This window comes from Paraburkholderia sp. GAS348, assembly GCF_050434205.1.
In the GTDB taxonomy this organism is placed as follows: Bacteria; Pseudomonadota; Gammaproteobacteria; order Burkholderiales; family Burkholderiaceae; genus Paraburkholderia.
Genome location: NZ_JBNPVT010000005.1, coordinates 286,418 through 307,015 on the forward strand (window position 1 = coordinate 286,418; position 20,598 = coordinate 307,015).

Annotated in this window: 18 protein-coding genes and 1 tRNA gene; 14 read left to right on the forward strand and 5 right to left on the reverse strand. The window is 61.9% G+C overall.

Annotated features, from left to right (window positions below):
• Positions 1 to 4 precede the first annotated feature (4 nt).
• Together P3T22_RS11705 and trxB are read right to left on the reverse strand one after the other, a co-directional pair.
• Positions 5 to 763, reverse strand: a complete 759-nt coding sequence (locus tag P3T22_RS11705; protein ID WP_063497828.1) for a Smr/MutS family protein — start codon at positions 761 to 763, stop codon at positions 5 to 7.
• 158 nt (positions 764 to 921) lie between these two features.
• Positions 922 to 1,920, reverse strand: a complete 999-nt coding sequence (gene trxB / locus P3T22_RS11710) for a thioredoxin-disulfide reductase (RefSeq protein WP_063495081.1) — start codon at positions 1,918 to 1,920, stop codon at positions 922 to 924.
• Between the two features lie 335 nt (positions 1,921 to 2,255).
• Between trxB and P3T22_RS11715 the strand changes: the two genes are divergently transcribed.
• Positions 2,256 to 4,571, forward strand: a complete 2,316-nt coding sequence (locus P3T22_RS11715; protein WP_429325038.1) for a DNA translocase FtsK — start codon at positions 2,256 to 2,258, stop codon at positions 4,569 to 4,571.
• Between the two features lie 218 nt (positions 4,572 to 4,789).
• Positions 4,790 to 5,527: an outer membrane lipoprotein chaperone LolA gene (lolA, locus tag P3T22_RS11720; protein ID WP_429325039.1), complete on the forward strand. Its 738-nt coding sequence runs from the start codon at positions 4,790 to 4,792 to the stop codon at positions 5,525 to 5,527.
• Positions 5,528 to 5,705: 178 nt separating this feature from the next.
• Here lolA and P3T22_RS11725 read toward each other — a convergent pair whose 3' ends face one another.
• A complete protein-coding gene (locus P3T22_RS11725) occupies positions 5,706 to 6,626 on the reverse strand; it encodes a LysR family transcriptional regulator (RefSeq protein ID WP_429325040.1) in 921 nt (306 codons plus the stop codon).
• Between the two features lie 169 nt (positions 6,627 to 6,795).
• Between P3T22_RS11725 and speB the strand changes: the two genes are divergently transcribed.
• Complete coding sequence (gene speB / locus P3T22_RS11730) at positions 6,796 to 7,785, forward strand: agmatinase (protein ID WP_429325041.1); 990 nt, start codon at positions 6,796 to 6,798, stop codon at positions 7,783 to 7,785.
• 105 nt (positions 7,786 to 7,890) lie between these two features.
• Here speB and cytX read toward each other — a convergent pair whose 3' ends face one another.
• The gene (cytX, locus tag P3T22_RS11735) at positions 7,891 to 9,207 is read right to left on the reverse strand and encodes a putative hydroxymethylpyrimidine transporter CytX (RefSeq protein WP_063495086.1); all 1,317 of its coding nucleotides are present in this window, start codon (positions 9,205 to 9,207) and stop codon (positions 7,891 to 7,893) included.
• A 254-nt stretch (positions 9,208 to 9,461) separates the two neighbouring features.
• Between cytX and P3T22_RS11740 the strand changes: the two genes are divergently transcribed.
• The 11 genes from P3T22_RS11740 (at position 9,462) to minE (ending at position 19,014) form a co-directional block, all read left to right on the forward strand.
• Complete coding sequence (locus P3T22_RS11740) at positions 9,462 to 10,775, forward strand: replication-associated recombination protein A (RefSeq protein ID WP_063495087.1); 1,314 nt, start codon at positions 9,462 to 9,464, stop codon at positions 10,773 to 10,775.
• 145 nt (positions 10,776 to 10,920) lie between these two features.
• Entirely contained in the window at positions 10,921 to 12,216 is a 1,296-nt protein-coding gene (gene serS / locus P3T22_RS11745; protein ID WP_429325042.1) for a serine--tRNA ligase, read from the forward strand.
• A gap of 184 nt (positions 12,217 to 12,400) precedes the next feature.
• A tRNA-Ser gene (locus P3T22_RS11750) sits at positions 12,401 to 12,490 on the forward strand.
• A 154-nt stretch (positions 12,491 to 12,644) separates the two neighbouring features.
• The gene (locus P3T22_RS11755; protein WP_429325043.1) at positions 12,645 to 13,607 is read left to right on the forward strand and encodes a restriction endonuclease; all 963 of its coding nucleotides are present in this window, start codon (positions 12,645 to 12,647) and stop codon (positions 13,605 to 13,607) included.
• Positions 13,608 to 13,631: 24 nt separating this feature from the next.
• A complete protein-coding gene (locus tag P3T22_RS11760) occupies positions 13,632 to 13,901 on the forward strand; it encodes a hypothetical protein (protein WP_429325044.1) in 270 nt (89 codons plus the stop codon).
• Positions 13,902 to 14,206: 305 nt separating this feature from the next.
• Positions 14,207 to 14,851 (forward strand): transporter substrate-binding and LysM peptidoglycan-binding domain-containing protein, encoded by a 645-nt coding sequence (locus P3T22_RS11765; RefSeq protein ID WP_429325045.1) that lies wholly within the window; start codon positions 14,207 to 14,209, stop codon positions 14,849 to 14,851.
• A 388-nt stretch (positions 14,852 to 15,239) separates the two neighbouring features.
• Positions 15,240 to 16,025: a type I methionyl aminopeptidase gene (map, locus tag P3T22_RS11770; protein ID WP_429325106.1), complete on the forward strand. Its 786-nt coding sequence runs from the start codon at positions 15,240 to 15,242 to the stop codon at positions 16,023 to 16,025.
• A 185-nt stretch (positions 16,026 to 16,210) separates the two neighbouring features.
• A complete protein-coding gene (locus tag P3T22_RS11775; RefSeq protein WP_429325046.1) occupies positions 16,211 to 16,744 on the forward strand; it encodes a GNAT family N-acetyltransferase in 534 nt (177 codons plus the stop codon).
• A gap of 220 nt (positions 16,745 to 16,964) precedes the next feature.
• Positions 16,965 to 17,816, forward strand: a complete 852-nt coding sequence (gene minC / locus P3T22_RS11780; RefSeq protein ID WP_429325047.1) for a septum site-determining protein MinC — start codon at positions 16,965 to 16,967, stop codon at positions 17,814 to 17,816.
• A 104-nt stretch (positions 17,817 to 17,920) separates the two neighbouring features.
• Positions 17,921 to 18,736, forward strand: a complete 816-nt coding sequence (gene minD / locus P3T22_RS11785) for a septum site-determining protein MinD (RefSeq protein ID WP_063495093.1) — start codon at positions 17,921 to 17,923, stop codon at positions 18,734 to 18,736.
• Between the two features lie 14 nt (positions 18,737 to 18,750).
• A complete protein-coding gene (gene minE, locus P3T22_RS11790) occupies positions 18,751 to 19,014 on the forward strand; it encodes a cell division topological specificity factor MinE (RefSeq protein ID WP_028196771.1) in 264 nt (87 codons plus the stop codon).
• A gap of 110 nt (positions 19,015 to 19,124) precedes the next feature.
• Here the strand turns inward: minE and P3T22_RS11795 are convergent, their stop codons facing one another.
• Complete coding sequence (locus tag P3T22_RS11795) at positions 19,125 to 20,540, reverse strand: chloride channel protein (RefSeq protein WP_063495094.1); 1,416 nt, start codon at positions 20,538 to 20,540, stop codon at positions 19,125 to 19,127.
• Positions 20,541 to 20,598: the final 58 nt, after the last annotated feature.

A 20,598-nucleotide genomic window follows, 5' to 3' on the forward strand; every position in this document is an offset into this window, starting at 1 on the left:
TCCGTCAGGACCTGGGGGAAGCCGGCAATGCGCCCGGCTGCAACAGCACGACCACCGCACCCGCGCCGCCGTCATGCGGACGTGCCTGACAGAACGCAATCACCTCGGACTTCTGCACGAGCCACGCGCGCACTTTGCCCTTCAATACCGGTTCTTTACCGATCGACCCGAGGCCTTTGCCGTGAATCACACGCAAACACCGCAGGCCACGTTTCACCGATTCGCGAATGAACTCGGCCAACGCCTCGCGTGCTTCCTCGCGACGCATGCCGTGCAGATCGATTTGCGCCTGCACGATCCAATCGCCACGCCGCAGTTTTCGCACGACCTCCTGACTGACACCGGGCCGGCAATAGGACAGCGTTTCGTCGGTTTCGAGCAGGATCTCGGGATCGAACTCGTCGGAGATCGCTTCGTGCAGCACCGCTTCTTCGTCGAGTCTGGTTTGCACCGGCAGCGGCGACGGGGGATTGCGCGGCAAGCTGGCGCGCGGCGGGACCGCCAGCGGCGCAACCGCGCCGATCTCGCGACGAAACAGATCGGCGTCCGCCGAGGCTTCGCGCTGCGCCGCCGCTGCGGCCGCGCGCTCGCGTTCACGCCGTTGCGTGTCGCCCTTTAACGCATCGCGCAACGCGCCGAGGCCGGCTAGACCGGCGGCCGGTTCGATCTTCGGTTTGGCGATGGGTGCAGCCACCTCGGGCGCGGGCCTGGCAATGGCACGGGCGCGCTTCGGTTCGCTAGGGTGGGGCTGATTCTTCGGCATATCGGTAATACACAGAAAAGTGGAACGATCGCGCGACGCAAGCACGACGCAAAAAAAGCCGCTGGCTTTGCAGCCGCGGCTTTCTCCAAAGCTAGCGGCCGAGCCTTGCCCAGCCGCCATTTTACCGTCGCGCTTACCCTCGCAGATTCACGCGATGATCAACGGTCGGCTTCGGCGCTCATGACGTGCTCGCCAATCTCTTCGATGGTTTCCAGATAACGCTGCGCGTCGAGCGCGGCCATACAGCCCGTGCCTGCACTGGTGATCGCCTGACGATAGACATGATCCTGCACGTCGCCCGCCGCGAACACGCCCGGCACGCTGGTGGCCGTTGCGAAACCGTTCAGGCCGCCCTTGGTGATGATGTAGCCGTTCTTCATCTCCAGCTGACCTGCGAAAATGTCCGTGTTCGGCTTGTGGCCGATCGCGACGAAGATGCCTTGCAGCGCGATATCCGTGGTGTCGCCGTTTTTCGTGTTCTTGATACGCAGGCCGGTCACGCCGGACTGGTCGCCGGTCACTTCGTCGAGCGTGCTGTTCCACTTGATCTCGACCACGCCTTCCTTTTCCTTCGCCAGCAGACGGTCGATCAGGATCGGTTCGGCACGGAACTTGTCGCGGCGATGGATCACCGTCACCTTCTTGGCGATGCCGGAAAGATAAAGAGCTTCTTCGACCGCGGTATTGCCGCCGCCGATCACGGCCACATGTTGTTGCTTGTAGAAGAAACCGTCGCAGGTGGCGCAAGCCGACACGCCCTTGCCCATGAACAATTCTTCGGACGGCAGGCCGAGATACTGTGCCGATGCGCCGGTCGAGATGATCAGCGAGTCGCAGGTATATTCGCCCGAATCGCCGATCAGGCGAATCGGCTTCTCATCCAGCTTGGCCGTATGGATATGGTCGAAAATGATTTCCGTGTTGAAGCGCTCGGCGTGCTCCAGAAAACGCGTCATCAGTTCCGGGCCTTGCACGCCGTGGGCGTCGGCAGGCCAGTTTTCGACGTCGGTCGTGGTCATCAGCTGGCCGCCCTGGGCGAGACCCGTGACGAGCACCGGAGACAGGTTGGCGCGTGCCGCGTAGACCGCTGCCGTGTAGCCGGCGGGACCGGAACCGAGAATCAGAACTTTGGCGTGTTTCGTGGAAGTTGCGGGCATGATCGAATCCTTTTACGGCGCCCGGCTCGCCCATGCGAGGCCGCGCGACTTGAGCTGAAACTGTAGATGGGTATCAGAGCGGCATTATAAAGGGCGGCACGCCGGCCTGCTTCATGAAGCTTTCTGATCGCGGCGATAGCATTGCCACGGGTCCCGGCGGCCTTTCGTGAGGCCAATCGGCTAAGTTACCGTCATTTACAGCCTCGCGCGAGGCACTGCGTTTACAATAGGCCGCATCGCTGGACCCGGTAGCCGGGACCGGGTCTGGAGCCGCCTTACGCGCCGCTTCGGGCCGCGACTTTGGCGCCAAATCGGCCACACAAGCAACAGGATCAATGGCAAAAGCTCCCTATTCCGCGAGCGTGCAGGCATTGCCGCACCGCATGTCGCGCCTTTTCACCGAAATCCGCTGGATCTTGCAGGTCGCGCTCGGCGTATTCCTGCTCATGGCGCTCGTCAGCTACAGCCGGCACGATCCGAGCTGGACGCATGCCGCGCAGGTCGACCACATCGCCAACTGGGCGGGCCGCGTCGGTGCGTGGACGTCCGACATCCTGCTGCTGCTGTTCGGGCTGTCCGCCTACTGGTGGATCGTGCTGCTCGGTCGCCATATCTCCGCCAATTACCGCCGTATCACCCGTCACGAGGAACTGCAGGAAGACGTACCGCGCGATGCTGGCTGGCTCGCGGACGCGTTCGCCTTCATGCTGGTGTTGCTCGCTTGCGACGGCATCGAAGCGCTGCGCATGTGGTCGCTGAAAGTGCAATTGCCGCGTGCGCCGGGCGGTGTGATCGGCGAAGCGGTCGCGCGCGGCATATCGCATGCGCTCGGCTTCACGGGCGGCACGCTGGCCCTACTTATCGTGCTCGGTATTGGTTTGTCGCTGTATTTCCGTTTTTCGTGGCTGTCGGTGTCGGAAAAGGTCGGCGAATCGATTATTTCCGCGGTCACCTTCGCCAAGCTGCGCCGCGAGGCCGGCCGCGACCGTAAATTGGGCGAAGCCGCCGCCGTGAAGCGCGAAGGCAAGGTCGAAAAGGGCCGTGTGCGGATCGAGGAGCACGAGCCGGTGATGATCGTCCCGCCGGTCGTCACGCCCGCCAAATCGGAGCGCGTCGAGAAAGAGCGCCAAGTGCCGCTGTTCACGGACCTGCCGGGCGATTCCACCTTGCCGCCGATCTCGCTGCTCGACGCGGCGCCGGCCGCGCAGGAGACCATTTCCGCCGATACGCTCGAATTCACCTCGCGTCTGATCGAGAAAAAGCTCAAGGACTTCGGTGTCGAAGTGAGCGTGGTCGCCGCGTATCCGGGTCCGGTCGTCACGCGCTACGAAATCGAGCCGGCCACCGGCGTGAAGGGCAGCCAGATCGTCGGTCTGGCGAAGGATCTGGCGCGTTCGCTGTCGCTGGTGTCGATCCGCGTGGTCGAAACGATTCCGGGCAAGAATTTCATGGCGCTGGAGTTGCCCAACCAGCGCCGTCAGACCGTGAGTCTCTCGGAGATTCTCGGCTCGGCGGTTTATGCGGACGCGGCTTCGCCGCTCACCATGGGCCTCGGCAAGGACATCGGCGGCAAGCCGGTGTGCGCCGACCTCGCGAAAATGCCGCACTTGCTGGTGGCTGGTACAACCGGCTCAGGCAAGTCGGTGGGTATCAACGCGATGATCCTGTCGCTGCTCTACAAGGCGAGCGCCGACCAGGTCCGCATGATCCTGATCGATCCGAAGATGCTCGAAATGAGCGTCTACGAAGGTATTCCGCATTTGCTGTGTCCGGTGGTGACGGACATGCGCCAGGCGGGTCACGCGCTGAACTGGGCGGTCGCCGAAATGGAGCGCCGCTACAAGCTGATGAGCAAGCTTGGCGTGCGTAACCTTGCCGGTTACAACAACAAGATCGACGAAGCCGCAAAACGCGAAGAGAAGCTGCCGAATCCGTTCAGCCTGACGCCGGACGATCCGGAACCGCTCACGCGTCTGCCGAACATCGTCGTCGTGATCGACGAGTTGGCGGACCTGATGATGGTGGTCGGCAAGAAGGTCGAAGAGCTGATCGCGCGGATTGCGCAGAAAGCGCGCGCGGCGGGCATCCATCTGATTCTGGCGACGCAGCGTCCGTCGGTCGACGTGATTACCGGTCTGATCAAGGCCAACGTGCCGACGCGAATGGCATTCCAGGTGTCGTCGAAGATCGACTCTCGCACGATTCTCGACCAGCAGGGCGCGGAATCGCTGCTCGGCATGGGCGACATGCTGTACCTGCCGCCGGGTAGCGGCTTGCCGGTGCGTGTGCACGGCGCGTTCGTGTCGGACGAGGAAGTGCATCGCGTCGTCGACAAGCTCAAGGAGCAGGGCGAGCCGAACTATATCGAGGGCATTCTCGAAGGCGGCGTGACGGGCGAGGGCGACGAAGGCTCCGCGGGCGCAGGGGGAAGCGGTTCGGGCGACGGCGAGTCGGACCCGTTATACGACCAGGCCGTCGATGTGGTGCTGAAGAACCGCCGCGCGTCGATCTCGCTGGTGCAGCGGCATTTGCGCATCGGCTATAACCGTGCGGCGCGCCTGCTCGAGCAGATGGAGAACTCGGGTGTGGTGTCGGCGATGTCGTCGAACGGCAATCGCGAAATTCTTGCGCCGGCGCGGGAAACGGAATAGGCGATCCATGCCGCTATTCCGCCGAACCGGTCGCAATGCGCTGTGCATAAGCCCAGCGCATAAGTCCCGCTTAAGGCTTCTTGCTTAAGCTGCGCTTCGAGGCTGAGGGTTCGTCCCTCGGCTGCGCGGTGCAAGCTAGCCGCCACGGGCACCCGGCCGCTGCCTCGTTCGCAGGCCGCCACGACCGCTCAACGAATTCAATCAAGGGAGAAAACACCATGCAGCTATTCGCGCAGCAGCACGCTCGACAGAGTGCTCACCCCAGCCGTTTTGGCCAACTCGCTCGCACGATCGTACGTGGCGTCGGCAGTGTGGCGATCGGCGCGTCGATGCTCGTCGCGTCGCAGGCATTCGCGAGCGGCACCGAGCAACTGAAGGCGTTCGTCGCGCAAGTGCATTCCGCGCGCGGTACCTTTGTGCAGCAGGAAGTGCGCGCGCCGAGCAAGGCGCAAGGTGCAAGCGGCGCGAGCGGCGTGCTGTCCGCGGCCGGCAAGACTGGCACGTCGAGCGGCACGTTCACCTTCGCGCGTCCCGGCAAGTTCATCTGGCAATACGAGAAGCCCTATGCGCAACTGCTGCAAGCCGACGGCGACAAACTTTACGTGTACGACAAGGATTTGAACCAGGTGACGGTGCGCAGCCTCGGCGGTGCACTTGGTGCGAGCCCGGCGGCGATTCTGTTCGGCAGCAACGATCTGGACAAGAACTTCACGCTGCGCGATGCGGGCGTGAAGGCCGGTATCGATTGGCTCGAGTTGACGCCCAAAGCGAAAGACACGCAGTTTCAGCGTGTCGGCATCGGCTTCAAGGACGGCAATCTTGAAGCGATGGAACTGCACGATGTGTTCGGCAACGTGACGCTGCTGACGTTCTCGAACATCCAGAAGAACCCGCCGCTGCCGGCCGATGCGTTCAAGTTCACGGTGCCGAAGGGCGCGGATGTGATCAACGGATAATCGGGTTGCAGTAACAGTTTGATTTGCAGAAAGGCCGCGCCATCGAGCGCGGTTTTTCAATTGCTGACCGAGGCCGATGGGCTGCCGATCGCACTGCGCGTTCTTTTCAGGACCTAACCCGGCTCTGCAGGCCTGGTACCCATCCGTTTTCAGAGCGCGCACCGGGTGTGCCGAACCGCTACTCATCCACTTCCAACACCTGCACCGGATGCGCAGCCTTCATATCGTCGATAAACGCTTCGACGATATCGGTGCGATGCTGCCGCGCCCGCGTGACCATATGAAGCGCCACGCGGTAACGCATCTGTGCCGGATTCAACGCGGCCAACAAGCCCTGCTTGACGAACGGCGCCGCGAAATGCCCCGGTAAATAGCCGAGATGATGCCCCGACAGCACCAGAATCGCGACCGCCTCCATGTTGTCCGCGACGGCGGTGACGTTCTGCGGCGTGGTCGAACTTTCGGCTTCGGGCAACGGATAACTGCGCCACGCCCATTCGTGAGCCGCGGCTTCGGCGGGTGACACCTCTCCGGCTGAAGCGAACAGTGGATGCCCCTTTGCGCAATACGCGAACTGATCTTCGGCGAACACCTCGGTATATTCGAGCGACGGCACGCGATGCCAGAAATAGCCGATGCCGATCTGAATCCGGCCGTTCAGGAGCAGTTCTTCGAGTTCGCCCGGCGAGCGCACCAGAATCGAAAATCGCACCGACTGATCGCGCGCCCGAAACCGGCCGATCGCGTTGCTGATACGCGCGCTCGCCGACACCGGCGTATGGCCGATCATGCCGATATCGAGCGTGCCGACCAGCTTGCGGCCGACATTGCGCGCCTGCATGCCGAAGGTATCGACGGCGGACAGCAGGGCACGAGCCGCGTCGATGAATTGCTCGCCGCGCGCGCTCAGGCTGAAGCCGCCGCGGCCGCGTTCACACAGCCGGTAGCCGAGGCGCGTTTCCAGTGTGGCGAGTTGCGTGCTGATGGTCGACTGGCCGACGTTTAGCGTGGCCTGGGCTGGCGAGACGCCGCCGGCATCGACAATAGCGAGGAAGACGCGGATCAGCCGCAGGTCGAGATCGGTGAGTTGAGAGAACATGCGTCAGGATACATCGCTACAAATCAATGTGAAGTTTATTCTGTTCGTATTTTAACTTGCGGGAAACTGCTCAAGAATCGAGATTCGCCCGGCAAGGTGCGCTTTTTTATTGATTCCTCGGCCGGTTGCACTAATTTGCTTACTGCCCCCTTTTCATTGCCGAGACACGATGAATACTTCCTCCTTCATTTCCCCCGAAGCCGGTGAACGGCCGCAACCGCTGTCCGGCAACGCCATGCCCCGCTGCGGCGGCATTGCGACGATGATGCGGCTGCCGAACGTCGGCTCGGCCGAAGGGTTCGATGCCTGTTTCGTCGGCGTGCCGTTCGATCTCGGCACCTCGAACCGCACCGGCGCGCGCTTCGGGCCGCGCCAGATCCGCAGCGAATCGGTGCTGCTGCGCCCGTACAACATGGCGACGCGCGCCGCGCCGTTCGATTCGCTGCGCGTGGCCGATCTCGGCGACGTCGCGATCAATCCGTACAACCTGCACGATTCGATCAAGCGCATCGAAACCGCGTACGACGAAATTCTCCAGCACAACTGCAAGCCGATCACGCTCGGCGGCGACCATACGATCGCGCTGCCGATTCTGCGCGCGATTCATCGCAAGCACGGCAAGGTCGGCCTGATTCACGTGGATGCGCACGCCGATGTCAACGACACGATGATGGGCGAGAAGATCGCACACGGCACGCCGTTTCGCCGCGCGGTGGAAGAGGGCTTGCTCGACTGCGATCGTGTCGTGCAGATCGGTTTGCGCGGCACGGGTTACGCGGCGGAAGATTTCGACTGGTGCCGCGATCAGGGCTTTGAAGTCGTGCAGGCCGAGGCGTGCTGGAATCAGTCGCTGGTGCCGTTGATGGCACGCGTGCGGGAACGCATGGGCGACGCTCCGGTGTACATCACATTCGATATCGACGGTATCGATCCGGCCTTCGCGCCGGGTACAGGCACGCCGGAAATCGCCGGTTTGACGGTGCCACAGGCGCTGGAAATCATTCGCGGCTCGCATGGGCTGAACATCGTCGGCTGCGATCTGGTTGAAGTGGCGCCGCCGTACGATCCGTTCGGCACGACCGCGCTGCTCGGCGCGAATCTCGCGTTCGAGTTGCTGTGCGTGTTGCCGGGCGTCGAGTATCGCGCCTCGAAGCGGTGAACTGCGCGTAGGGTTGCGCAGTAACCTGATTAAGGTTGATGACGCATCAAGAGAAAACGCCTGCATTTGCAGGCGTTTTCTGTATTGCGATGATGCTTGCTCAGCTTACGCATAAGCCGTCTTCCGGACCGACACCAGCGCCAGATAGCACACCGCGCCAACCGCCAACGCGGGCAACGTGGCGCCCAGATTCGGCAGCCATTGATTGATCGCCTGATACGACACGATCCCGATTGCCCACGACGCGAACGCGCTCAGATGCCAGCCGCCCGAGAAGCCGTAACGGCCGCGCACATCGCCGAGCACAGCGGCTTCAATGCGACGCTTGCGCACGATGAAGTGATCTACCAGCACCACGCCGAACAGCGGCGCGAACACCGAGCCGATCAGCAGCAGGAAGTTCTGATACTTCGCCATCGGCACAAGCAATGCGATCGCCGTGCACAACGCGCCGAATGCCGCCGACAACAACGGCACACTGCCGCGCGTCCAGAACGTGCCGGTCGAGACCGCAGCCGAGTGGATATCGGCGAACGCGTTGTCCACTTCGTCGATCAGGATCAGCAGCAGGGCGAGGCCGCCGCCCGCTTGAGCCAGCGCGCCGGTCAGCAGCGCATCGCCACCGCCTGCCGCGAGACCGTAGATCGCGCCGAGTGCGTAAAACCAGATGTTCGCAATGCCATAGCCGAGCAGCGTGCCGCGGAAGGTTTCGCCGGGGCGTCGGCCGAAACGCGTGTAGTCGGCGATCAGCGGCAGCCACGAGAGCGGCATCGCGACCACCAGATCGATTGCGCCGCCGAACGACATCTCGCCGGTGCCAGGACGGCGCATCAGCGCGGCTAGGTCATGCTTGGCCAGCAGATTCCACGAAAGCCACGCGGCGCCCGCCAGCAGCAGCCAGATGCCCCACGTGCGCAGAAACCGGCGCACGAACGACAGCGGGCCGCTGATGGCCAGCAGCGTCGCGAGCAAACCGAAAATCACGGTCCAGATCAGCGGCATCGAGAAACCGAAGGCCTGCTTGGCGAGCGCATCGGCGGAATCGCGCATCACGATCACCTCGAACGAGCCCCAGCCGACCAGTTGCACCGCGTTCAGCACCGCCGGCACCGAGGCGCCGCGCACACCGAGCGTCGGGCGCAGAGAGGACATCGCGGCAAGGCCGGTGTCCGTGCCGATGATGCCGACCAGCGCGAGCAGCACCACGCCGATCACGCTGCCGATCACAATCGCCAGCAACGCATGCGGCAGCGACAGCCCCGGCACCAGCAGTGCGCCCGCCTGCGCGACCAGGAGGCCGATGCCGAGCGAGAACCAGAGCGCGAAAGCGTCGCCGGTGCGGAACGCGCGGCGCGCGTCGGGCACCGGCGTGAGCGGTGCGTAGGTGGAGCCGGCGTCGCCGGCGAGTGGGTCTTGTGCCATCTAATCGTGTTCCTCTTGGTATTGCTTGTATGTTCGCGTGCGACGCCGGTGTTGCCGGCCAGGCCGCGCGCGATGTTAGCCTGTCAGGCTGTCGGCGAGATTACGGGCTGACCGGCGCGCTCATCGCTCGAGCGCCGTCGCTGTCATAATGCAGGTCGTCGCCCGCACCTCCGCGTGCCGGCTTTGTCCATCCGGCAGCACGCCGCCTTCATACGGACTGCGTCCGGAAAAGCCGAGATTATCCCCAAAACGTCATGTTTGAAGAAACCCGTGCCAATGTTCCGCTCGCCGAACGCCTGCGGCCCCGCAATATCGACGAAGTAATCGGCCAGAAGCATCTGCTCGGCCCGAACAAGCCGTTGCGGGTCGCCTTCGAATCCGGCGAAGCCCATTCGATGATTCTCTGGGGCCCGCCCGGCGTTGGCAAAACCACGCTCGCGCGGCTCATGGCCGACGCGTTTCATGCCGAGTTCATCGCGTTGTCCGCGGTGCTCTCGGGCGTGAAGGATATCCGCGAAGCCGTCGAGACCGCGCAGATTCATCGCGCGAACGGGCATCAGACGCTGGTTTTCGTCGACGAAGTGCATCGCTTCAACAAGAGCCAACAGGATGCGTTCTTGCCGCACGTCGAGTCGGGGCTGTTCGTGTTCGTCGGCGCCACGACCGAGAATCCGTCGTTCGAGGTGAACAGCGCGTTGCTCTCGCGAGCCGCCGTCTACGTGCTGAAAAGCCTCACCGACGAAGAGCAGCGCGAACTGCTCGACCGCGCGCAGAAAGAACTCGGCGGCCTCACGTTCACCGACGAAGCCCGCGACGCCCTGATTGGTTCCGCAGACGGCGACGGCCGCAAGCTGCTGAACAACCTGGAAATCGTCGCGCGAGCGGCGGCCCAGCAAAAGAGCACTGAAATCGACGGCGCCTTGCTCGGCAGCGCGCTCGCCGAGAATCTGCGCCGCTTCGACAAAGGCGGCGACGCATTCTACGACCAGATCAGCGCGCTGCATAAATCGGTGCGCGGCAGCAACCCGGACGGCGCGCTGTACTGGTTCTGCCGCATGCTCGACGGCGGCGCGGACCCGCGTTATCTCGCGCGACGCATCGTGCGCATGGCGTGGGAAGACATCGGCCTCGCCGACCCGCGCGCGGCGCGCATTGCGCTCGACGCGTCCGAAACCTATGAGCGCCTCGGCACGCCCGAGGGCGAACTGGCGCTGGCGCAGGCGGTCATCTATCTGGCGGTCGCGCCGAAGTCGAACGCCGGGTACAACGCGTACAACGAGGCACGCCGTTTCGTCAGCAAGGACCAGTCGCGCGGCGTGCCAGTACATTTGCGTAACGCGCCGACCAAACTGATGAAGGAACTCGGTTACGGTCACGAATACCGCTATGCGCACGACGAACCCGATGCCTACGCGGCCGGCGAGACCTATCTGCCGGACAACATGCGCGACCCGCATTGGTACGAGCCGACGCCGCGCGGTCTTGAAGGCAAGATCGGCGACAAGATGGCGCGTCTCGCCGAACTCGACGCGCAGTGGCGCAGCGAGAACAAGCCTAAAAAGGGTTAAGCGTCTTCGCTGGTGCTTCTGCTGCTTCTGCGGCTGTTTCAGATGCCGAATCGCCATTCCGCACGCCTTGACCATCTAACGTACCGGCCGCCCGCGCCGGTGCGCTAAAATCCCAGCTTCATATAACGAACACCCGCCCCATCCCATGCTCGACATCCAGCTGCTGCGCAAAGACCTCGACGGCGTCGCCAAGCGCCTCGCCGACCGCGGCTATACCCTCGACGTGGCGGCCTTTACCGCGCTCGAAGCGGAACGCCGCGACACCCAGACCCGTACCGAAGAGATGCAGGCGCGCCGCAACACCCTGTCGAAGCAGATCGGCGGGATGAAGGGGCGGGGCGAGGACACCTCGGCGCTGATGGCCGAAGTGGGCGGTATCGGCGACGAGATGAAGGCGTCGGCGGCCAAGCTCGAGGATATCCAGAAGCGTCTGTCCGACCTGCTGCTCGGCGTGCCGAACCTGCCGCACGAAAGCGTGCCGATGGGTCAGGACGAAACCGGGAATGTCGAAGTGCGCCGCTGGGGCACGCCGCGTCAGTTCGATTTCGAGGTGAAGGATCACGTCGACGTAGGCACGCCGCTCGGCCTCGATTTCGAGACCGGCGCGAAACTGTCGGGAGCGCGTTTCACGTTGCTGCGCGGCCAGATTGCGCGGCTGCATCGCGCGCTGGCGCAGTTCATGATCGACACGCACACGCTGCATCACGGCTATACCGAGGTGTACACGCCGTACATTGTGAATCCGGAAATTCTGTACGGCACGGGCCAACTGCCGAAATTCGCCGACGACATGTTCCGCGTCGAGAAGGGCGGCGACGAAAACACGGTCACGCAGTATTTGATTTCGACGTCGGAAATTTCGCTGACGAACACGGTGCGCGACAGCATCGTCGAAGCGGATACGCTGCCGATCAAATTGACCGCGCATTCGCCATGCTTCCGCTCGGAAGCGGGTTCGTATGGCCGCGACACGCGCGGGCTGATCCGCCAGCATCAGTTCGACAAGGTCGAAATGGTGCAGGTCGTTGCGCCGGAAGCTTCGTACGATGCGCTGGAGCAGATGGTCGGCCACGCTGAGGCGATTCTGCAGAAGCTTGAGCTGCCGTACCGCGTGATTACGCTGTGCACGGGCGACATGGGTTTCTCGGCTGCCAAGACGTATGACCTGGAAGTGTGGGTGCCTGCGCAGAATACGTATCGCGAGATATCGAGCTGCTCGAATACGGAGTCGTTCCAGGCTCGCCGGATGCAGGCGCGCTTTCGCAACGCGCAAGGCAAGCCGGAACTGGTGCATACGCTGAACGGTTCGGGTCTGGCGGTTGGTCGTACGCTCGTGGCTGTGCTTGAGAATTTCCAGAACGCGGATGGGTCGGTGACGGTGCCGGTGGCGCTGCGTCCGTACCTTGGTGGGGTGGAACGGCTGGAAGTGCCGGCGGCTTGATTGGTGCTGGGCTGATGCAGCGGCTGAGGCCGCTGCGATTGCCAAGTCTCTTCGAAATTTTTTGGTCGAGGGGCTTGGAAATCGGATTTAGCTGTTCTATAATCTTTCTCTCCCAAGCAACGACCCGCTTGGATCTGATTCACTAGCAACTAAGCAGCACTCGTTGCAGTGAGTTGGAAGACCCGGAAAGGTGGCAGAGTGGTCGAATGCGCTGGACTCGAAATCCAGTGTACCTTTAGGGGTACCGTGAGTTCGAATCTCACCCTTTCCGCCAAAATTTTTAAAAAAGCCCATGACTTCATGGGCTTTTTTTTTGTATTCTGAGTTCGGCACACTCAGGCTATTACCCATGCCCTGCGTCAAGGTTGTTGCTAGAAAAACTGTCATAGGTGCTGTTGGTGTGGCACTAGAGCAGATGCGAGAACAAAATGACCGATGCGTTCCATTACCCTCCTGATCTATTCGACCTTCTCGTCGAGGCTATTGCTCGTCTGAATCGCGGGAAGAAAGGCGTCGTTTTGTTTTTGCAAGGCGCGGGGGTCGCAGATGAAGACTTGTCAGAAGTCGCATATGCCGTAAAGACGAATGCTGGGTCGATAAACAAGTTCGAGATCGTGCGCAATGTACTCACAAAACTCAATGCGCGCGGAGACAGCGGACTACGTCCAAGACGCGAGATAATTAAGCGAGTGACTGAGTTTGAAAACTTCGAGGGCTGTTGGCCAGAAGATCGCATGAAGGCCAAGGGGCTTGTCGCTAGCGTCCGAGAGGCAGTCAACGCTCGGGATTCATTCACGCGGATGAAGCAGGAGCGTGATTTCGAGCATGAGCGCACCTTAGAACGTCAGCGGGCGGAGAGGGCGGCAGTCGTGGAGAAGCGCGCGAGAATTGAAGATGTGAGCAACCGGCTGTCCGCATTGTTTGGGATGGACGACAAACCGCAGGAGCGCGGTAAGTTGCTTGAATCAGTACTTAACGACCTATTCAAGGCATATGGTATTCTCGTCCGAGAGGATTTCCGTCGCAAAGCACCGGACAGCAGTGTTGTCCTTGAGCAGATTGATGGCGTCATAGAATTGGATGGCACCATTCACCTCGTAGAAATGAAGTGGCTTAATGCGCCGGTTGGCATGGGCGAATTCGCTCCGCACCTTAGTCGACTCTTCATGCGGCCGAACAACGCACATGGTATTTTCATTGCGACAAATGGCTATACCGAGGCGGTCTTGAATGAATGCAAGAATGCGTTGAATCTGCGCACCATATTCTTGTGCACTCTGCGAGAATTTGTAATGTTGCTCCAGAACAGGGCTGACTTGCTTGAATTTCTTAGGAAGAAATCCCATGCGGCAATAGTGGAAAAGAACCCATATTTTGAAGTTCTTGCTTAGGCTATCAAATAGTTGGGAGGCAATATGGATGAGTTGACAGTTGGGGACTTGAAGCGGCAACTGGAAGGGTTGGGTGATGACGTGAAGTTGTCGTTCTCGGGAGGGTTGACTTTTTACCGTCTAAAGCGATGGGGCGACGACGAATTTATCGTTGAATTCAATGAAACCGAAGCATATTTGTCGGATAGCTTCAAAAAGAAAAATCCGGGTGTGAAAGTGGCATTTATTCACACGGAAAGCGTGGAGTGGGACCAGTCGGGCATCATTGGGCAGGTAAATATCGAGGTTCGATAGTTGGCCGCACAGACGACGGACAGACGAAAGCCAGCGCGGATGCGGGGCGAAGAATGTGAACGTTAAGGTGGGGCTGGGCGCTTCGATGTCCCCTTCTTTCTCCAACGGGCATCCGCGGAAGACTTGGCCATTATTTCAACGGAGGTGCGCAGAGATATTTCATCTCGCGCCGCCCGTGTCGCTTCAGACGAATGCATTCCTTGACGCTATAAAATCGCTTAAGCAAAAGAAAAAGACCTGAAAAATCAGGTCTTTTTTATCGGTATTTGACGCTCATGCTATAGCACAGCGCGTGCAGTACAAGCGTGGTCTATTCGATCCCCTATGTCGAGGACTTCGGCTATTCGTTGATCGTGGCCAAGGGTTCGCCGGTCCGCTCCGCGGCCGATCTGGCGGGCAAAACAGTCGGCGTGCTGCAGGGCGATCCGGACGTGAAAGCGTTTGTCCAGAAAGCATTCCCGAATAGCAAAATCGTCGAGCTATCGGATGCGAGCATCGAGGGGCTGCGATCCTGGATGTCGCACTTCCTGGACGAGCATCAGGTCGACGCCATCGTCTACGACTATCCGTTTGGCGTGTCGGAGATCAAAGGCACCGACCTGACGTTCGCGGTCACAAAACTGGACGGGTCCAACCTCGCGTACAAAATCGGCGTACGCAAGGAAGACAGCGCGCTGCTGATCTACCTGAACTCCGCGATCGCGAAGGTCAAGCAGTCGCCGGCGTATCTGGACCTGTTGCGTAAATATTTCATCAGCGACCAGGTGCTCACCACCGCGGCGACCGGCGGCGAGAAGACTTACGTGGTCCGCTCCGGCGACACGCTGAATGCCATTGCCGCGAGTCAGTTGGGAAGCGGTGCGCGATTTGTGGACGTGCAGAGGCGCAATAACCTTCCAAACCCCAACCTCATCCTGATTGGCCAGCACCTGATCATTCCGGTGCGCTGACGCGGTTGGTTTTTCTGCCGGGCTCTCGTGGCCCGGCATGAACAATAATCCTTGGGCGATGGCCGCCTGCGCCGCCTGCGCCGACCGACGCGACGACGCGACGACGCGACGACGTGCTGTCCGCGAGACTCGTCGGCGAGGGCGATTTCAGCGTGTCCGGCTTCAAGCCGGCCTCAAGCTCTACCGCGCGCAGATGTGGAGCGAACGCATACCCGTCGACTATGACGAACGCTTAGCATTGCACATTATCTGCGCGCGGGGCATCAAGCGCGAGCGGTTCGCCGACGCCGGCCCCAGGCAAGCAGGCCCGGCCCGGCTCTCGGAGGCCGTCCGGCGATCCTCTGTACAATTGGCCGATCGTCATCATCGACCCACCTCGACCGAATTCATGGCCATTACCTACAAGACTCCCGACGACATCGCCAAACTGCGCATCTCCGGCCGCCTCGCGGCCGACGTGCTGGCGATGATTGGCGAGCACGTCAAGGCCGGTGTCTCCACCGACGAGCTCGACGCGCTGTGCAACGACTACATTGTCAAAACGCAAAAGTCGATTCCGGCAAATGTCGGTTATTTGGGGTTTCCCAAGACCGTCTGCACGTCCGTCAACCAGGTGGTGTGCCACGGCATTCCCAACCGCAACGAAATTCTGAAAGATGGCGACATCATCAATATCGACGTCGCGATTATCAAAGACGGCTATTTCGGCGACACCAGCCGCATGTATTGCGTCGGCCAGCCGAGCACGGTGGCGCGCCAGCTGATCGACACGACTTACGAGGCGATGCTTGCCGGCATCCGCGAGGTCAAGCCGGGCGCTACGCTGGGCGACGTCGGCTCCGCGATCCAGAAGATCGCGCAGCGCGACGGCTTCTCGATCGTGCGCGACTACTGCGGCCATGGCATCGGCCGTGTCTACCACGAAGACCCGCAAGTGTTGCACTACGGTCAGCCGGGGCAGGGCGTGCGTCTGAAGCCGGGCATGGTCTTCACGATCGAACCGATGATCAACGCGGGCCGCGCCGGCACCGCGGTGCAGCGTGACGGCTGGACGGTCGTCACCAAAGACCGTTCGTTGTCGGCGCAATGGGAGCACATGATCGCCGTGACCGAAGAGGGCTACGAGCTGCTGACACCGTGGCCGGACGGCACCGGCGATTACGAAGCGCCTTGAACGCCGTGGCCAGCGCGCCTGACGAACCGGCTAGCGAGGCGGCGGGCGTTCAAATTGCGGCACAGATGGCTTATGGCGCCTGCACCAAGGACCGGCGCTATGGTCCGATCCAGTAAATAAGGATTTGACTCGCGCGCCGGTTCGGTTAAAGCTATGCCTTGGTGTTTCAAGGGGTTTTCGTCCGCATGAGTCCGTCATTGACCGTTCGCCGTATCGCTGCTGATCAGGGCGCCGTTTTGCGCGAACTCCGCACCGCGTCGCTGCGGGAGGCACCCTATGCCTTCTGCGAAACGCTAGAGGACGCGTTGTCGGCGGATGCCGCCACGTTCGGCGCTACCGCAGCCGAACACGCTGTTTCGTTTATCGTCACCAGTTTCATCCTCTATACCGAGGGCCATCCGGCAGGAATGATCGAAGCACATTTCGACGACACCGCGGCGCGCCGCGCGTTCGTCCGCGAGTTGTGGGTGGCGCCGGCCGTGCGTCATCTGCGAGGCGGCGAGCTGCTGGTCGATACCGCCAGCGCCTGGCTCGCCGGCGAAGGCGCCATGGAAATCTACGCATGGGTCGCCGACGCCAACCGCAATGCGATGCGCTTTTATGAGGCGCTTGGCTTCGGTCCGACCGGCGAGCATCGGCGCGTCGCGTGCGCGCCCGAGCAGGCCGAAAGCCTGCTGGTGCGCCACGTGCCGACCACGTCGCAGGTGTTTCAGCAGTGATCCCGCGAGCGGCGCGTCAGTCTGCCGCTCAAATCCCATCCGCGTCGCTACAGCGTTCATGGCCGAGTTCATGGCCGAATCAGCGGCCTAAGCGCGGCCTGAACGACCGGGGCGTGGTCACGTCATGGGTATTCGGGCCGCAGGGGCGCGTTCTCCCGGCAAAAAAACTCGCTCCCTGCCTGGACGCCTGTAAAATACGCAAAATTTTTTGCCGAACGCTATGTCGCCCAAGAAATCGCCCTTTTTCGAACTCCGCAGCGGCTCTGTCGACACACTCCTGTTTGTGGTCAAGACAACCGACCTCGACGCGATGCGTGCCGAACTGACCCGGCGCTTCGAGGCGACCCCCGAATTTTTCGCTAACGACGTTGTCGCGATCGACGTGCGCCGTCTCGCCGACAACGAACGCGTGCCGCTTGCGGACATCGCGCAACTGCTCGACAGTGTGCGCATGCGTCCGGTCGGCATCGTCGCCAACGCGCAGCAGGCGTGGGCGGCCGAATCCGCGCTGCCGCTGCTCGAAGCACGCGACCGCCGCGGCGGCGCCGCCAAGTCCGCAGACGAAGAGGGCGCCCATGCCGCCGGCACGGCACCGGTGGCCACCGCCGCGACGGCCACGCCCCCGGCCGATCTGTTCACAACCGCAGCCGGCGGGCCTCCGGAAAACGGCACCCCGGCCACGGCCGCCTCGGTCGAGCCGGCGCCCGCCGCCGAGCCGGTACGTCTCGCCACTTCGTCGCAAACCATGGTGGTCGACAAGCCGTTGCGCTCGGGCCAGCGCATCTACGCAAAGGGCGATCTGGTCGTGCTCGGTCTGGTGAGCTACGGCGCGGAAGTGATCGCGGAAGGCAACATCCATATTTATGCGCCGCTGCGCGGCCGGGCGTTGGCCGGCGTGCAGGGCAATCACGACGCGCGCATTTTCTGCACGTGTCTCGAACCGGAACTGATCTCGATCGCGGGCATCTATCGTACGACCGAGAACCCGCTGCCGGCCGACGTGCTCGGCAAGCCGGTGCAGATCTGGCTCGAAGATGAAAAGTTGATGATCGAACCGCTGCGGCTCACCTGATCGACGTGATGCGCGCGCTGCCCTGAACGGTCACGGCATGCGGCGTTCCACGGCAAATTGGGCCGCACATAATTGACGAATTTGACGGATACAAGGTAAGGGTAATGGCAAAAATCATTGTGGTGACTTCGGGCAAGGGTGGCGTGGGCAAGACGACCACGAGCGCGAGTTTTGCATCGGCCCTCGCATTGCGTGGCAGCAAAACCGCCGTGATCGACTTCGACGTCGGCCTGCGTAACCTCGACCTCATCATGGGCTGCGAGCGCCGTGTGGTGTACGACCTGATCAACGTGATCCAGGGCGAAGCCAACCTCAACCAGGCGCTGATCAAGGACAAGAAGTGCGAGAACCTCTTTATCCTCCCGGCATCGCAGACGCGTGACAAAGACGCGCTGACCATGGAAGGCGTCGAGAAGGTCATCAACGACCTGATCGCGATGGACTTCGAATTCATTGTTTGCGATTCGCCGGCCGGTATCGAATCGGGCGCGCTGCTCGCCATGCACTTCGCCGACGAAGCGCTGATCGTGACGAATCCGGAAGTCTCCTCGGTGCGCGACTCGGACCGTATCCTCGGCATCCTGTCGTCGAAGACCAAGCGCGCAATCGAAAGCAAGGAGCCGATTAAGGAACACCTGCTGATCACCCGCTACAACCCGAAGCGCGTCAGCGAAGGCGAAATGCTGTCGCTGACCGACATCCAGGAAATTCTGCGCATCGATCTGATCGGCGTGATTCCGGAATCGGAAGCGGTGCTGCATGCGTCGAACCAGGGTCTGCCGGCCGTGCACCTCGACGGTACCGATGTCGCCGAAGCCTATAAAGATGTCGTGTCGCGTTTCCTCGGCGAGCAGAAATCGCTTCGCTTTACCGATTACCAGAAGCCAGGGCTGCTGCAGCGCCTCTTCGGCACCAAGTAAGGGGAGCGCACGTAATGTCGATTCTTTCGTTTTTGCTGGGCGAGAAGAAGAAGTCCGCGTCGGTAGCGAAGGAACGCCTGCAGTTGATCATCGCGCACGAGCGCGCCGGCGGCCATGCGCCTGCCGATTACCTGCCTGCGTTGCAACGCGAACTGGTGGCCGTCATTTCAAAGTACGTGAAAATCTCCAATGACGATATTCGCGTGAGCCTGGAACGCCAGGACGACCTCGAAGTGCTCGAGGTCAAAATCGAAATACCGCAGGCTGGTTCCGCATAACGGATTGCGCGCTCTGCTTCGTTTCGTCGATATGACGTGACGAGGTGGAGCGTAAGCGCTGTCTCTGTTGTGATGTCTTCTTTGTGTCGTCGCGCGCCGGCGGTCGTCGTCTACTGACGCGGGGCGCCGTCTTCAGCGCGAGCATCGCCGTTGATCTCGTCGGCCACCGCTGGTTCGGGCGCCTCGACTTCGGGGACTTCCGGCGCCGGCGCGGGTTCCGGCTGCGGCAGCGGCGCCATATAGCGCTGTGCCAGCGACTCATACAACGGCGGCGCGAAGAAACGCGCCACACGGCTTGCAATCAACGCGGTGGCCATCAGCGAAATCACCAGTGCATGGCCGTCGATCATCTCCATCACAATCACGAACGACGTAATCGGCGACTGCGTGACCGCCGCCAGATAGCCCACCATGGCGAGGGCGATCAGCATCGGCAATTGCATCGAGCCGAACACCATGTGCAGCAGATTGCCGAAGCCCGCGCCGATCGACAGCGAGGGGGCGAAGATGCCGCCCGGAATGCCTGGCAGATACGAGCCGACCATCGAGATCATCTTGAGAAACGGATACAACACGGACAGGTGCTCGTGTCCGTCGAGCAGTCCGCGCGCTTCCGCATAGCCGCTGCCGAAGGTCGTGCCGCCGGAGATGAGGCCGACCACCGCGATCACGAAACCGCACAGCGCGGCGAACGCGACAGGCCGCTCGCCGTGCAACTGACGCAGCGGCGCCGGAATCCAGCGCGCGGTGTTCAGCAGCAGCCAGCCGAACACGCCGCCCGCGATACCGGTGACGATTGCGGTGAGCACGACGGCCACCGCCAGCAGATCGGGGAAATGCGCGCCGATCTGGATGGTGCCGAAATAGGTGTAGTTGCCGTTCAGCCCGAGCGCGATCACCCCGGCGATGATGATCGCCGTAATCAGCACGCCGCTCGCGCGGGCCTCGAAGCTGCGCGTGAGTTCCTCGATCGCGAACACGATCCCTGCCAGCGGCGTATTGAACGCCGCGGACAAGCCCGCTGCCGCGCCCGCGAGCACCAGCTGCCGTTCGATCAGCGCGTTCGAGCGTGGATACAGCCGCCGCAGATTGAACATCACTGCTGCGCCGACCTGCACGGTCGGTCCTTCGCGGCCGATCGTGAAGCCGCCGAGAATCCCCAGAAACGACACCGCGATCTTGCCGAACAGAATCCGGAACGACAGCAGCCGTGCGCCGTATTCGCCGGGCTTGGCATGCAGGGTGGCGATGACTTGCGGAATGCCGCTGCCTTCCGCGCCGCGGAAGAATTTGCGCGTGAGCCAGACGGCCAGCGCCGCGACCGCGGGCGTGACGAGCAACGGCGCCCACACGTGCTGTTGCTGCATGGTGCGGAATTCGCCGTAGCCCCAGTCGATCAGCCTTGCATACAGCACCGCCACGAGGCCGACCGCGATTGCGCCGAGCCAGAAGACGCCATATTGCCGCCACAGGCGTTTGGCGCGACGCACGATGTTGGAAGAGCTTGGAGGGAAGGCCCGGGACATGAGTGATGTGCTGGCGCAAAGGGGGAATTATAAAGCGCGCCGCCGACTTCAAACGCGC

Coding starts and splice junctions, on each gene's coding strand:
- speB (WP_429325041.1), top strand. CDS start 6,796: ATGAATACTTCCTCCTTCATTTCCCCCGAAGCCGGTGAACGGCCGCAA.
- P3T22_RS11705 (WP_063497828.1), bottom strand. CDS start 763: ATGCCGAAGAATCAGCCCCACCCTAGCGAACCGAAGCGCGCCCGTGCC.
- minC (WP_429325047.1), top strand. CDS start 16,965: ATGTCGCCCAAGAAATCGCCCTTTTTCGAACTCCGCAGCGGCTCTGTC.
- P3T22_RS11755 (WP_429325043.1), top strand. CDS start 12,645: ATGACCGATGCGTTCCATTACCCTCCTGATCTATTCGACCTTCTCGTC.
- P3T22_RS11725 (WP_429325040.1), bottom strand. CDS start 6,626: ATGTTCTCTCAACTCACCGATCTCGACCTGCGGCTGATCCGCGTCTTC.
- P3T22_RS11760 (WP_429325044.1), top strand. CDS start 13,632: ATGGATGAGTTGACAGTTGGGGACTTGAAGCGGCAACTGGAAGGGTTG.
- serS (WP_429325042.1), top strand. CDS start 10,921: ATGCTCGACATCCAGCTGCTGCGCAAAGACCTCGACGGCGTCGCCAAG.
- lolA (WP_429325039.1), top strand. CDS start 4,790: ATGCAGCTATTCGCGCAGCAGCACGCTCGACAGAGTGCTCACCCCAGC.
- P3T22_RS11795 (WP_063495094.1), bottom strand. CDS start 20,540: ATGTCCCGGGCCTTCCCTCCAAGCTCTTCCAACATCGTGCGTCGCGCC.
- minE (WP_028196771.1), top strand. CDS start 18,751: ATGTCGATTCTTTCGTTTTTGCTGGGCGAGAAGAAGAAGTCCGCGTCG.
- cytX (WP_063495086.1), bottom strand. CDS start 9,207: ATGGCACAAGACCCACTCGCCGGCGACGCCGGCTCCACCTACGCACCG.
- P3T22_RS11715 (WP_429325038.1), top strand. CDS start 2,256: ATGGCAAAAGCTCCCTATTCCGCGAGCGTGCAGGCATTGCCGCACCGC.
- trxB (WP_063495081.1), bottom strand. CDS start 1,920: ATGCCCGCAACTTCCACGAAACACGCCAAAGTTCTGATTCTCGGTTCC.
- P3T22_RS11775 (WP_429325046.1), top strand. CDS start 16,211: ATGAGTCCGTCATTGACCGTTCGCCGTATCGCTGCTGATCAGGGCGCC.
- map (WP_429325106.1), top strand. CDS start 15,240: ATGGCCATTACCTACAAGACTCCCGACGACATCGCCAAACTGCGCATC.
- P3T22_RS11740 (WP_063495087.1), top strand. CDS start 9,462: ATGTTTGAAGAAACCCGTGCCAATGTTCCGCTCGCCGAACGCCTGCGG.
- minD (WP_063495093.1), top strand. CDS start 17,921: ATGGCAAAAATCATTGTGGTGACTTCGGGCAAGGGTGGCGTGGGCAAG.